The following is a 13,103-nucleotide window of genomic DNA, read 5'->3' as shown; positions in this document are numbered from 1 at the left end:
GTGGGTGTCGCGTTGTCGACGGTGGCGTGGTGCCACCGTTTCCAGGGGAAAACGGAGAGGTTCCTGTTTCCCGCCTTTCGTTCGAATCTACAAGACGACAACGGGAGCCAGCCAACTCCTTCATGTTTTCGGTGACTGCACCCGGGCGAAGGTGGGCTTGTGTACTAGGCCACACACCGCGTTAACAGCACATGAACATGACGTCGAGGGCCGGCCGTCCCCCCGGGCCCATCAGTTCGACCCCCGATCATCACTAGAAGAGAGCCACCATGGACTTCCTTCGCCCCGCCAGCTGGGAGGAGGCGCTCGCCGCCAAGGCCGAGCACCCCACGGCCGTGCCCATTGCGGGTGGCACCGACATCATGGTCGAGATCAACTTCGACCACCGGCGGCCCGAGTACCTCCTGGACCTGAACCGTATCGAGCTGCTGCGTGAGTGGGAGGTCGGGGAGGAGAACGTCCGCCTCGGCGCGTCCGTTCCGTACACCCAGATCATGGAGAACCTGCGGACCGAGCTTCCGGGTCTGGCGCTCGCCTCCCACACGGTCGCCTCCCCGCAGATCCGCAACCGCGGCGGCGTCGGGGGCAACCTCGGCACCGCCTCGCCCGCCGGCGACGCCCACCCGGCCCTGCTCGCCGCGGGCGCCGAGGTCGAGGTCGAGTCGGTCCGCGGCAGCCGGTTCATCCCGATCGACGAGTTCTACACGGGCGTGAAGCGCAACGCGCTCCAGCCCGACGAGCTCATCAAGACCGTCCACGTCAAGAAGGCGGACGGCCCCCAGCAGTACTCCAAGGTCGGCACCCGCAACGCGATGGTCATCGCCGTCTGCGCCTTCGGCCTGGCCCTGCACCCGGAGACCCGGACGGTGCGCACCGGCATCGGCTCCGCCGCGCCGACCCCGATCCGCGCCAAGGAGGCCGAGGCCTTCCTGAACGCGGCTCTGGAGGAGGGCGGCTTCTGGGACAACGGCAAGATCATCACCCCGTCGATCGCGAAGCAGTTCGCCGACCTCTGCTCGGGTGCCGCCAACCCGATCGACGATGTCCGAGGCACCGCCAAGTACCGCCGCCACGCCGTCGGCATCATGGCCCGCCGCCAGCTCGGCTGGACCTGGGAGCAGTACCGCGGAACCGGCCGCACGCTTGAGGGAGCTGCATAACCATGCGCGTCAATTTCACGGTCAACGGCCGTCCCCAGGAAGCCGACGACGTCTGGGAGGGCGAGTCCCTCCTCTACGTCCTGCGTGAGCGGATGGGCCTCCCCGGCTCCAAGAACGCCTGCGAGCAGGGCGAGTGCGGTTCCTGCACGGTCCGCCTCGACGGTGTGCCCGTCTGTTCCTGCCTCGTCGCCGCCGGCCAGGTCGAGGGCCGCGAGGTCGTCACGGTCGAGGGCCTCGCCGACTTCGCCAAGGAGCGTGCGGAGCACGCCGGTTGCGCCACCGGCACCTGCGGCACCTCGCTCGACGCCGCCAAGAAGTGGGAAGCGAAGCCCGGTCAGGACTCGCAGACCGGCGAGGGTGTCGAACTCTCCCCGATCCAGCAGGCGTTCATCGACGCCGGCGCCGTCCAGTGCGGCTTCTGCACCCCCGGTCTGCTGGTCGCCGCCGACGAGATGCTGGAGCGCAACCCGTCCCCGACGGACGCGGACATCCGCGAGGCGCTCTCCGGCAACCTCTGCCGCTGCACCGGTTACGAGAAGATCCTCGACGCGGTCCGCCTCGCGGCCGCCCGTCAGGGAGAGGCGGTCTGATCATGGCTGGTACCACCACGGGCATCCCCCGCGACGTCACCCAGAACCACGTCCAGGGCGGCATCGGCGAGTCCACCCTCCGCCCCGACGGCACGCTCAAGGTCACCGGCGAGTTCGCCTACTCCTCGGACATGTGGCACGAGGACATGCTGTGGGGCCAGATCCTGCGCTCCACCGTCGCGCACGCCGAGATCGTGTCCATCGACACCTCCGAGGCCCTCGCGATGGACGGCGTCTACGCCGTCCTGACCCACGAGGACCTGCCGGCCGCGAAGAACTACGGCATGGAGTTCCAGGACACCCCGGTCCTCGCCTACGGCAAGGTCCGTCACCACGGTGAGCCGGTCGCGCTCGTGGCCGCCGACCACCCGGAGACCGCCCGCCGCGCCGCCGCCAAGATCAAGATCGAGTACCGGGAGCTCCCGGTCATCACGGACGAGGCCTCGGCCATCGCCCCGGACGCGATCCTGGTCCACGAGAACCGCGACGACCACCACTCCGGTCACGTCCCGCACCCGAACATCGTGCACCGCCAGCCGATCATCCGCGGCAACGCCGACGAGGCCGCCAAGCGCGCCGACGTCATCGTCAAGGGCGAGTACACCTTCGGCATGCAGGACCAGGCCTTCCTCGGCCCCGAGTCCGGCCTCGCCGTACCGGCCGAGGACGGCGGCGTCGACCTGTACGTCGCCACCCAGTGGCTGCACTCGGACCTCAAGCAGATCGCCCCCTGCCTCGGCCTGCCCGAGGAGAAGGTCCGCATGACCATGGCGGGCGTCGGCGGCGCGTTCGGCGGCCGCGAGGACATCTCCATGCAGATCCTCGCCTCCATCCTCGCGCTGCGCACCGGCAAGCCGGTCAAGATGGTCTACAACCGGTACGAGTCCTTCTTCGGGCACGTCCACCGTCACCCGGCGAAGCTCTACTACGAGCACGGCGCCACCAAGGACGGCAAGCTCACGCACATGAAGTGCAAGATCGTCCTCGACGGCGGCGCCTACGCGTCGTCCACGGCGTCGGTCGTCGGCAACGCCTCCTCCCTCTCGGTCGGCCCGTACGTCATCGACGACGTCGAGATCGAGGCGATCGGCCTCTACACCAACAACCCGCCCTGCGGCGCCATGCGCGGCTTCGGCGCGGTCCAGGCCTGCTTCGCCTACGAGGCCCAGATGGACAAGCTCGCGGCCAAGCTGGGCATGGACCCGGTGGAGCTGCGCCAGCTCAACGCCATGGAGCAGGGCACGATCATGCCGACCGGCCAGGTCGTGGACTCGCCGGCCCCGGTCGCCGAGCTGCTCCGTATCGTCAAGGCCCGCCCGATGCCGCCGGAGCGCCAGTGGGAGACCGCCGGTGAGAGCGCGGACGTCCGCGCGCTGCCGGGCGGCCTGTCCAACACCTCGCACGGCGAGGGTGTCGTGCGGGGCGTCGGCTACGCGGTCGGCATCAAGAACGTCGGCTTCTCCGAGGGCTTCGACGACTACTCGACCGCCAAGATCCGCATCGAGGTCATCAACGGCGAGGCCGTCGCCACGGTCCACACCGCCATGGCGGAGGTCGGCCAGGGTGGTGTCACCATCCACGCGCAGATCGCCCGTACCGAGCTCGGTGTCCAGCAGGTCACGATCCACCCCGCCGACACCCAGGTGGGCTCGGCCGGTTCGACCTCCGCGGGCCGCCAGACGTACATGACCGGCGGCGCCATCAAGAACTCCTGCTCGATCGTCCGGGAGAAGGTCCTGGAGATCGGCCGGCGCAAGTTCGGCTCGTACCACCCGGCCTGGGCCAACGCCGAACTCCTCCTGGAGGGCGGCAAGGTCGTCACCGACGGCGGCGAGGCCCTCGCGACCATCGCGGACGTCCTCGAGGACCAGGTCGTGGAGGTCGAGGAGGAGTGGAGGCACCGTCCCACCCAGGCCTTCGACCTCGTCACCGGCCAGGGCGACGGCCACGTCCAGTACGCCTTCGCCGCGCACCGCGCGGTGGTGGAGGTCGACACCGAGCTCGGCCTGGTCAAGGTCATCGAACTGGCCTGTGCCCAGGACGTCGGCAAGGCGCTCAACCCGCTCTCCGTGATCGGCCAGATCCAGGGTGGCACCACCCAGGGCCTGGGCGTCGCGGTGATGGAGGAGATCATCGTCGACCCGAAGACCGCGAAGGTCAGGAACCCCTCCTTCACGGACTACCTGATCCCGACCATCCTCGACACGCCGACCATCCCGGTCGACTACCTCGAGCTGGCCGACCCCAACGCGCCGTACGGCGTGCGGGGCATCGGCGAGGCCCCGACCCTGTCGTCCACGCCGGCCGTCCTCGCGGCGATCCGGGCGGCGACGGGCCTGGAGCTCAACAAGACGCCGGTCCGCCCCGAAGCGCTCACCGGCACCCTCTAGGTCTCTCCGGGCGGTGCGTGCCTCCCAGGAACGTCACACTTCCACCGCCCGCACCGCCCGGAGCAACCCCTCAGCACCGCCCCGCAGTACCAGCGTCACCCCCCCCCGCAGTACCAGCGTCACCCCCCCCGCAGTACCAGCAGGACCGATTCATCCCGTTCGCCTCGGGCCGTCCCCCGGGTCGTGCAGCCCACGCAGCATCCCAAATCCCGCAGCTTCAACCAGATCAGAATCCCTTCGAAGTCTGATGCGGGTGCCCCTTTGAACCTTGGGAGTAGGCCCCATGACCCAGTCGTCTGTGGAGCCCAAGACCGCATCGGAGGACGCGGGCTCCGGCTCCAACGTCCCCGCCGGCCGTTCTTGGCTCGACCGGTACTTTCACATCTCGGAGAGAGGATCCACCGTCGCGACGGAGATCCGCGGCGGCGTCACCACCTTCATGGCGATGGCGTACATTCTCCTGCTCAACCCGATCCTCCTCGGCGGCCCGGACGTCGAGAAGAACGTCCTCGGCTCCTCCGCCGTCATCACGGCGACCGCCCTCGCGGCGGCGGTGACCACCCTGCTGATGGGCTTCATCGGCAAGGTCCCGCTGGTCCTCGCGGCCGGTCTCAGTGTCTCCGGTGTGCTCGCCACCCAGGTCGTGCCCACGATGACCTGGCCGCAGGCCATGGCGATGTGCGTCGTCTACGGTCTGGTGATCTGCCTCCTGGTGGTCACCGGTCTCCGTGAGATGATCATGAACGCGATTCCCCTCGCGCTCAAGCACGGCATCACCATCGGCATCGGCCTCTTCATCGCGCTGATCGGCTTCAACAAGGCCGGCTTCGTCGGCGCCGGCCCGCAGTTCGGCCCGCCCATCACCATGGGCTCCGGCGGTGAACTCGTCGGCTGGCCCGTCCTGATCTTCGCGATCACCCTCCTCGCGATCTTCGCTCTGCAGGCCCGCAAGATCCCGGGCGCGATCCTCATCGGCATCGTCGCCGGCACCGTCATCTCGCTGATCGTCAACGCGGTCGCCGACATTCCGGCCAAGGGCCCGGGCTCCTGGGCGAACGGCTCGCCCGAGCTCAAGGGCAGCGCGGTCTCGACCCCCGACTTCTCGCTCTTCGGCGACGTCGACTTCGGCGGCTGGGGCGACGTCGGCTACATCACGGTCGGCGTGATCGTCTTCACCCTGGTCCTCGCCGGCTTCTTCGACGCCATGGCCACCATCATCGGCGTCGGCACCGAGGCCAACCTCGCCGACGACAAGGGCCGCATGCCGGGCCTGTCCAAGGCGCTGTTCATCGACGGCGCGGGCGGCGCGATCGGCGGCGTCTCCGGCGCCTCCGGCCAGACCGTGTTCGTGGAGTCCGCCACCGGCGTCGGCGAGGGAGCCCGTACCGGCTTCTCCTCCGTCATCACCGGCCTGTTCTTCGCGGCCTGCCTCTTCTTCACCCCGATCACCCAGATCGTGCCCCGTGAGGTCGGCTCCGCCGCCCTGGTCGTCATCGGCGCGATGATGATGATGAACGCCAAGCACGTGAACTGGGGCGACAGCGCCGTAGCAATCCCGGTCTTCCTGACCGTCGTGCTCATGCCCTACACCTACAGCATCACCCCGGGTGTCGCGGCCGGCGTCATCGCCTACACCGTCATCAAGGTGGCGCAGGGCAAGGCCCGCGAGGTCGGCGCGTTCATGTGGTGCCTGACCGCGATCTTCATCGTGTTCTTCGCGCTTCACCCGATCGAAGGCTGGCTGGGCGTCAGCTGACGTCGTACCGTCGCCCTCCGCACACACCCAAGGAGACCGAAATGCTGGACATCGCCGAAGAGCTTCACCGGTGGGTCGAGCAGGGACGCGCGTTCGCCGTCGCCACCGTGGTGGCCGTCGGCGGCAGCGCGCCCCGGCAGCCCGGAGCCGCCCTCGCCGTCGACAGCGAAGGCACGGCGATCGGCTCGGTCTCCGGAGGATGTGTGGAGGGCGCGGTCTACGAGCTGTGCCGGCAGGCCCTCGAAGACGGCAGGACCATCGTCGAGCGCTTCGGCTACAGCGACGAGGACGCCTTCGCGGTCGGCCTCACCTGCGGCGGCATCATCGACATCCTCGTCACCCCGGTGCGCGGCGGGGTCTTCCCCGCCGCGCTCGCGGCCGCCGCCACGGGGGAGGCGGCGGCCGTGGCCCGGATCGTCTCGGGCCCCGACGACCTGATGGGCAGGGCCCTCCTGGTCTACCCCGACGGCTCGTACGAGGGGCAGCTCGGGGGCCACCCCGAACTGGACCGCACCGCGGCGAGCGAGGCCCGCGCGATGCTCGACGCGGGCCGCACCGGCACCGTGGAGATCGGCGAGGACGGCAGCCGCTGCGGACAGCCGCTGACCCTCCTGGTCGAGTCCTCCGTCCCCGCCCCCCGCATGATCGTCTTCGGTGCCATCGACTTCGCCGCCGCCCTCGTGCGCGTCGGCAAGTTCCTCGGCTACCACGTCACCGTCTGCGACGCGCGGCCCGTCTTCGCGACGCCGGCCCGTTTCCCCGAGGCCGACGAGATCGTCGTCGAGTGGCCCCACCGCTACCTGGAGTCGACAGAGGTCGACGGCCGCACCGTGCTGTGCGTCCTCACCCACGACGCCAAGTTCGACGTGCCGCTCATCAAGGCCGCCCTGAAGCTTCCCGTCGCGTACATCGGCGCGATGGGCTCCCGCCGCACCCACGAGGACCGCAACAAGCGCCTGCGCGAGGTCGGCGTCACCGACCTCGAACTCGCCCGCCTGCGCTCCCCGATAGGCCTCGACCTCGGCGCGCGCACGCCCGAGGAGACCGCTCTCTCGATCGGAGCCGAGATCGTCGCCAACCGTCGCGGCGGCAGCGGCGCCTCCCTCACCGGCGCCCACACCCCGATCCACCACGACGGCCCCCGCGAGCCGCACGGCCGCATAGGGTCCGTCGCCTAGGACCTGCCTGTCTGCCGGGTCACGACGGCCCGGCGGCCAGAAGGGGGGCGCGCGGTCAGTGCGCCTCCCGTCCCCGTACGGTCGGGGCCCAGGCCGGCTCCTCCTCGGCGAGCTCCGGTTCGGCGCGCCGGCCGCCGCGGGCGAAGAAGTCCGCGAGCGGCAGGATCGCGGCGCCGACCGTCACCGCGTCGGGGCCGAGCGTTCCCATCGTGATGTCGACCCGCGCCGCCGGGTACGCGAGCGCGTACTCCTTCGCGTGGCCCGCGACCGTCTCCAGGAAACGGGCGCCGAGCTGGAGCCCCGCCCAACCGCCGACGAGGATCCGCTCGGGCTGGAAGAGGTTGATCAGGTCGGCGAAGCCGGCGCCGACGTACTCGGCCGTCTCGGCCAGGACGGCCAGCGCCGCCGCGTCGGGCGTCCGCCCCGCGTCGGCGGGATACGCCGCGGCGAGCATCGCCGTCAGCGCGGTCTCCTCGTCCGCCCCGGCCGGTACCGCCCCGCCCGCCTCGCGCCACCGGTCGAGGAGCGCGCCCGCGCCCGCGTACGCCTCCAGGCATCCCCGGGAGCCGCAGCGGCAGCGGCGCCCCCTGACCTCTACCGTCAGGTGTCCCCATTCGAGCGCCCGGCCCGGCCGCATCGGGTCGGTGACGACGCAGGCGCCGACGCCCGAGCCGAAGAGCGCGACCACGGCGCTCCGCGCACCCCGCCCGGCCCCGAACCACATCTCCGCCTGACCGAGCGTCTTGGCGCCGTTGTCGATCCGGTACGGGACCGAGGCCGGCAGCTCCACGGCCTCCCGCAGGAGCAGCTCCAGCGGGACGGCGTCCCAGCCGATGGTCTGGCCGTGCACGACGGCACCGTCCTCGGGGGTACGGGCCACGATGCCGGGCACGCCGACCCCGACCCCGAGGAGCCGCTCGGCGGGCACCTCCGCCGCGGCGAGCACCTCCGCGACGGCGTCGCGGACGAGACCGACGACGAGCCCGACCTCGTACCGCTCGTTCGGATGGGCACTCTCGACAGCCAACGGGCGTTCGGCCCGGGCGAGTTCGGTGAGCGTGAGGTCGAACAGCTCGACCCTGACCCGTGTTTCGCCGACGTCGACGCCGATCATGCAGCCGCTGCCGGGCGTGATCCGCAGGAGGATACGAGGCCGCCCGCCGGCCGAGTCGACGCTGCCGGCCTCCTCCACGAGGCCCTCCGCGACGAGTTCGCCCACCACGTTGCTGACCGAGCCCGAGCTCAGCCCGGTCGCGGGCCCCAGCGAGAAGCGGCTCATCGGCCCGTCGAAGTACAGACGGTGGAGGACGGCGGTGCGGTTCTCGCGCCGCAGGTCACGTACCGTGCGGCCGTTCCGCGTGGTCACTGGGCCCCCTGGTGAAGTAGTCCGGCCGAAGCCGAAACATACCGTCCTCGTGCTTCAGGCCTTGCGCAGGCCGCTGAGCAGCAGCTCCGCCAGCTGCTCGTACGCCTCGGCGTCGGCCAGGCCGGTCGCCGCGGCCACCTGGCGCCGCTGGATGCGGACCATCACCGAGGAGATCACGTCCGCCGCGAAGGTCACGTGCACCTCGCGGAAGACACCCGCGCGCACGCCCTCCTCGATGAGCTGCTGGACCCGGCCGGCCGCCGCGCGGGTGTTCCGCTCGTACACCTCGGCCGCCGGCTCGAAGGCGGCGACGTCGTCGAAGAACTGCGGCGAGACCGGCGCCAGCTCGGCCGAGACGGCGCGCAGATAGGCCGCCAGCCGCTCGGCGGGGTCGGTCGCGGCGGCGAGGACCGCCTCGACCCGGGCCGTGGCCCGCCGGAAGAAGTGCACGACCGCCGCCCGGACGAGCTGCTCCTTGCTGCCGGCCAGGCCGTACAGCGTGCGCTTCGAGCAGCGCAGCCGGGCGGCCAGGTCGTCGAGCGTCAGGCGGGCGAAGCCCTCGCCGACGAGCAGCGCGACGAGCTCCTCGAAGAGGGCGGAGCGGCGCGCCGCTCCGCGGCCCGTCAGCTTCGGGGCGTCGGCGGAGGAGGTCTCGATCACCCGGCCAGTATTCCAGGCCGCCCCTCGCCGGGGCCTCGAGCCCCGGTGAGGGGGGTTACGTCCGGACCCGGCTGCGCTACGCTAAGCGGTACTGCAGTACCTGCCCCAGTACCACTTTGCGCGCCGCTGGAGTCGCCATGGATGTCGACCGCCTGCTTCCCACCCCCGAAGCGGCGGACCTCATCGCCCTCACCCGGGAGATCGCCGACAAGGAGCTCTCTCCCCGGGTGAACGAGCACGAGGCCGCCGAGACCTATCCCGAGGGTCTCTTCACCACCCTCGGCGAGGCCGGGCTCCTCGGCCTCGCCTACCCCGAGGAGTACGGCGGCGGAGGCCAGCCGTACGAGGTCTACCTCCAGGTCCTGGAGGAGCTCGCCGCCCGCTGGGCGGCCGTCGCCGTCGCCACCAGCGTCCACACGCTGGCCTGCCACCCGCTCCACACCTTCGGCACCGCCGAGCAGAAGGAGCGCTGGCTGCCCGCGATGCTGGAGGGCCGCACCATCGGCGGCTACAGCCTCTCCGAACCGCAGGCCGGCTCGGACGCGGCCGCCCTCGCCTGCAAGGCCGAGCTCCAGGAAGACGGCAGCGGATACCGCGTGACCGGCACGAAGGCCTGGATCACCCACGGCGGCAAGGCCGACTTCTACGCCCTCTTCGCCCGCACCGCGCCCGGCAGCCACGGCATCTCGTGCTTCCTCGCCCCCGGCGCCGCCGAAGGGCTGAGCTTCGGCCAGCCCGAGCGCAAGATGGGCCTCCAGGCGGTCCCGACCACCTCCGCGTACTGGGACGGAGCCCTCCTCGACGCCGACCGGCGCATCGGGGAGGAGGGCCAGGGCCTCCAGATCGCCTTCAGCGCCCTCGACAGCGGCCGCCTCGGCATCGCCGCCTGCGCGACGGGCCTCGCCCAGGCCGCGCTGGACGCCGCCGTGGACTACGCCAACGAGCGCACCACCTTCGGCCGCCGGATCGTCGACCACCAGGGCCTCGGCTTCCTCCTCGCCGACATGGCCGCCGCGGTCGACGCGGCCCGCGCCACCTACCTGGACGCGGCCCGCCGCCGTGACCTCGGCCGGCCCTTCAGCCGCCAGGCCAGCGCGGCCAAGCTCATCGCCACCGACACGGCCATGAAGGTCACCACGGACGCGGTCCAGGTCCTCGGCGGCTACGGCTACACGCGCGACTTCCCGGTGGAGCGCTTCATGCGCGAGGCGAAGATCATGCAGATCTTCGAGGGCACCAACCAGATCCAGCGGCTGGTCATCAGCCGGGGCCTGGCGCGCTAGGCAGCGGGCTTACGTTCTGCGCTCCGGTGGAATCACGCATGGTGATTCCACCGGAGGGCCGGGATGAGCAGCGAACCGTGGCGGCAGCCGCGGCGCGACGGCCAGGGCCGTGCCCTCGGCGTAGGTCACCTGCTGCGGCGGGAACGGGATCCCTCGGGGACGATCCGTACGGCCCAGACGAGTTCCGCCAGGACGAGCACACCCACCGCCACGAACGACAGCGTCATGGGACCCAACGGTCCGGTCCCCCCTCGGCCTTCCCGTGTCGGTCGGCGCAGTTTCGCAGAACTGGCCCAGGGGGCACAGGCGTTGGGGGAGGTGGGAGAGGGCGTGGGTGAGGCCTCCGGCCTACTTGCCGAGGGTGGCGACGCCGGCCTGGGCGAACTTCTCGTCGAGGTCGCCGGAGGGGGCGCCGGCGACGCCGATGCCGGCGATGGGGGCGCCCTTGGCGGTGACGGGGGCGCCGCCGCCGAGGAAGAGGGTGCCGGGGATGTCCTTGAGGTTGGGGGCCTGGGCGAGGCGCTTGGCGAGTTCGGAGGTGGGGGCGTTCCAGGAGACCGCGGTGAAGGCCTTCTTGGCGGCGGACTCGTAGGACTGGGGGCCGGCGCCGTCGCCGCGGAGGGTGACGAGGGTGTTGCCGTTGCGGTCGACGACGGCGACGGAGACGCGCTGGTTCTCCTTCTCTGCGGCGTCGAGGGTGGCCTGTGCGGCCTTGGTGGCGGCCTCGATGGTGAGGTGCGTCGACCGGGTGGTGTTCTTGTTCTTGGCGTCGGCCTCGGCGACGGCCGCGGCTGGAGCGGCCGCCGTTTCCTCGCCGGTGGCGTTGGCGGAGTAGGCACCGAAGGCGCCGAGCGCGATGGCCGCGGCCAGTGCGCCGCCGGTCACGGCACGGGTGCGCGTCGAGGCCTTCTTCACGTGCTTCATGGGGTCCGCTCCAGTGAACTCGGGGAATCGCGAGGGCCGTCGGGAGGACGCCGCCCGCTCTCTCCCTTCCATCCTGGTGTCGTACCGCGCCTCACCCCGTCGGCGTCCCGGCTGCACCCGGAGGGCTCAACGGGTGACCCCCGGGTCAGCCGATCGGATGACCCCGATCCGACTCGTCGCCCGCTACGGCCGGTTCGGCCCCGGTGTCCCACTCGCCGGTCTCACCCGCCATCGCCAGTTCGGCGAAGGCCTCGGCTGCCGTGCTCCGGTAGCCGCCGGTGCGGCGCAGCAGGGCGACGCCGCGTGACGGGAGCGCGGGGGCGAGCGGAACGGGTGTCAGGTACGGGTGGTCGCGCGTCACGGCGTCGGGGAGGACCGTGGCGAGGGCGGTCCGCCGGACGATCTCGGTGAGCGCGCTGACGGAGTTGGCCTCCACCGCGATCCGGGGGCTGACCCGGTGCTCCGTCACATACGCGTCGACATGCCGTCGGGTCGCGAAGTCCTCGCTCAGCAGCGCCAGGTGACGGTCGGTCAGCTGCGCCACCGGCAGCGGCTCGGTGCGGCCGGCGTATGGGTGCGCCGGGCCGACGACCAGGCCGAGGGTCTCCGTGAAGAGCCCCGTCGCCTCGACGCCCGCGAGGTGCGCGCCGTCGAAGGCGATGCCGAGATCCACGCGGTCCGCGAGGAGTTCGGCCTCGATGCGGTCCTGTGTCAGCTCCCGCACCTCCACGGTGATCCCCGGGTGGCGCGTGTGGAACGCGGCGACGAGCGGACCCGTGAGGTACGCGGTGAAGGTGGGGGTGACCGCCAGCCGGAGGTGGCCGCGGGACAGGTCCCGTACGTCCAGCACCGCCCTTTCGCCCGCCGCCAGGTCCCGGAGAGCGCGCCGGGCGTACCGCGCGTACGTCTCCCCGGCGTCCGTGAGGCGGACGGTCCGGCCGGTGCGGTCCAGGAGCTGGGCCCCGAGGGCCTTCTCCAGCTGCTTGATCTGCTGGGACAGCGTCGGCTGGGCGATACGGAGCTCTTCCGCCGCGCGCGTGAAGTTGGCGTGCTCGGCGACGGCGAGGAGGTAGCGGAGGTGGCGGAGTTCCGGCTGCATGAGACAAGTGTAGACAGGCTATAGATGCCATCTATGGCAGAGATCGATGACCGGTCTTGGACGCTATAGGCACTGGTCGGGCAGGGTGAAGGCATGCCTCATCTCGCCGAGGGAATCGACCGCTTCCAGCGGGAGGTCTTCCCCGCCAAGGCCGGCCTCTTCGCCCGCCTGGCCACCGTCCACCGCCCCCGAACCCTCTTCGTCGGCTGTTCCGACGCCCGCGTCGTCCCCGAGCTGATCACCCAGACCGACCCGGGCGAGCTCTTCGTCATCCGTACCGTCGGCAACCTCCTCCCCGCCCACACCCCGGGCGCGGACGCGGTCTCCGCCGGCGTCGAGTACGCCGTCGCGGTCCTCGGGGTACGGGACGTCATCGTCTGCGGGCACTCCGCCTGCGGAGCGATGACCGCGCTCGCCGAGGGTCACGACCTCGCCGCCGCGCCCGCCGTCGCCGCCTGGCTGCGCCACGCGGACGCCTCCCTGGCCCGCGCCGCGGCGGCCGGACGCCAGGGAGACGTGGCCGCCCTGGTCCGCGAGAACGTCGCCGCCCAGCTGGCCAACCTCGCCACCCACCCCTCCGTCGCCCGCGCGCTCGCCGAAGGCGACGTACGGCTGCACGGCTGGGTCTTCGACATCGCGGCGGGCTCCGTCGAGGAGCTCGACACCACCGCCCGCCCGGCCGTCACCGCCGCCTGAA

General features: G+C 71.5%; 11 protein-coding genes. 7 read left to right on the top strand and 4 right to left on the bottom strand.

Annotated elements, in window-relative coordinates; genetic code table 11:
• The first annotated feature begins 269 nt into the window (after nucleotides 1-269).
• The 5 genes from DEJ46_RS08600 to DEJ46_RS08580 all read left to right on the top strand — a co-directional run bounded on the left by DEJ46_RS08600 (nucleotide 270) and on the right by DEJ46_RS08580 (nucleotide 7,074).
• The gene (locus DEJ46_RS08600; protein WP_150264953.1) at nucleotides 270-1,160 is read left to right on the top strand and encodes an FAD binding domain-containing protein; all 891 of its coding nucleotides are present in this window, start codon (nucleotides 270-272) and stop codon (nucleotides 1,158-1,160) included.
• A 2-nt stretch (nucleotides 1,161-1,162) separates the two neighbouring features.
• Complete coding sequence (locus tag DEJ46_RS08595; RefSeq protein WP_150264952.1) at nucleotides 1,163-1,750, top strand: (2Fe-2S)-binding protein; 588 nt, start codon at nucleotides 1,163-1,165, stop codon at nucleotides 1,748-1,750.
• Nucleotides 1,751-1,752: 2 nt separating this feature from the next.
• A complete protein-coding gene (pucD, locus tag DEJ46_RS08590; protein WP_150264951.1) occupies nucleotides 1,753-4,140 on the top strand; it encodes a xanthine dehydrogenase subunit D in 2,388 nt (795 codons plus the stop codon).
• A 283-nt stretch (nucleotides 4,141-4,423) separates the two neighbouring features.
• Nucleotides 4,424-5,896 (top strand): NCS2 family permease, encoded by a 1,473-nt coding sequence (locus DEJ46_RS08585; protein ID WP_150264950.1) that lies wholly within the window; start codon nucleotides 4,424-4,426, stop codon nucleotides 5,894-5,896.
• A gap of 41 nt (nucleotides 5,897-5,937) precedes the next feature.
• The gene (locus tag DEJ46_RS08580) at nucleotides 5,938-7,074 is read left to right on the top strand and encodes an XdhC family protein (RefSeq protein WP_150264949.1); all 1,137 of its coding nucleotides are present in this window, start codon (nucleotides 5,938-5,940) and stop codon (nucleotides 7,072-7,074) included.
• A gap of 55 nt (nucleotides 7,075-7,129) precedes the next feature.
• Here DEJ46_RS08580 and DEJ46_RS08575 read toward each other — a convergent pair whose 3' ends face one another.
• Nucleotides 7,130-8,440, bottom strand: coding sequence for an ROK family transcriptional regulator (locus tag DEJ46_RS08575; RefSeq protein ID WP_150264948.1), 1,311 nt, complete (start codon nucleotides 8,438-8,440; stop codon nucleotides 7,130-7,132).
• Nucleotides 8,441-8,494: 54 nt separating this feature from the next.
• Nucleotides 8,495-9,100, bottom strand: a complete 606-nt coding sequence (locus tag DEJ46_RS08570) for a TetR/AcrR family transcriptional regulator (RefSeq protein ID WP_150264947.1) — start codon at nucleotides 9,098-9,100, stop codon at nucleotides 8,495-8,497.
• Nucleotides 9,101-9,237: 137 nt separating this feature from the next.
• Here DEJ46_RS08570 and DEJ46_RS08565 point away from each other — a divergent pair, with 137 nt between their 5' ends.
• Nucleotides 9,238-10,383 (top strand): acyl-CoA dehydrogenase family protein, encoded by a 1,146-nt coding sequence (locus DEJ46_RS08565; RefSeq protein ID WP_150264946.1) that lies wholly within the window; start codon nucleotides 9,238-9,240, stop codon nucleotides 10,381-10,383.
• A 348-nt stretch (nucleotides 10,384-10,731) separates the two neighbouring features.
• Here DEJ46_RS08565 and DEJ46_RS08560 read toward each other — a convergent pair whose 3' ends face one another.
• Nucleotides 10,732-11,298 carry a GlcG/HbpS family heme-binding protein gene (locus DEJ46_RS08560; protein WP_150274238.1) on the bottom strand — a complete coding sequence of 189 codons (567 nt, stop codon included), beginning with the start codon at nucleotides 11,296-11,298 and terminating at the stop codon, nucleotides 10,732-10,734.
• 154 nt (nucleotides 11,299-11,452) lie between these two features.
• Entirely contained in the window at nucleotides 11,453-12,406 is a 954-nt protein-coding gene (gene cynR / locus DEJ46_RS08555) for a transcriptional regulator CynR (RefSeq protein ID WP_150264945.1), read from the bottom strand.
• Between the two features lie 93 nt (nucleotides 12,407-12,499).
• On the opposite strand from cynR, the gene DEJ46_RS08550 reads away from it, so the two are divergent.
• Nucleotides 12,500-13,102, top strand: coding sequence for a carbonic anhydrase (locus DEJ46_RS08550; protein WP_150264944.1), 603 nt, complete (start codon nucleotides 12,500-12,502; stop codon nucleotides 13,100-13,102).
• The last annotated feature ends 1 nt before the right edge of the window (nucleotide 13,103 follow it).

Source organism: Streptomyces venezuelae (assembly GCF_008642375.1).
Lineage (GTDB): Bacteria > Actinomycetota > Actinomycetes > Streptomycetales > Streptomycetaceae > Streptomyces > Streptomyces venezuelae_G.
Note: the sequence above shows the minus strand (reverse complement) of the source record. Positions and strands in the feature narration are given on the sequence as shown.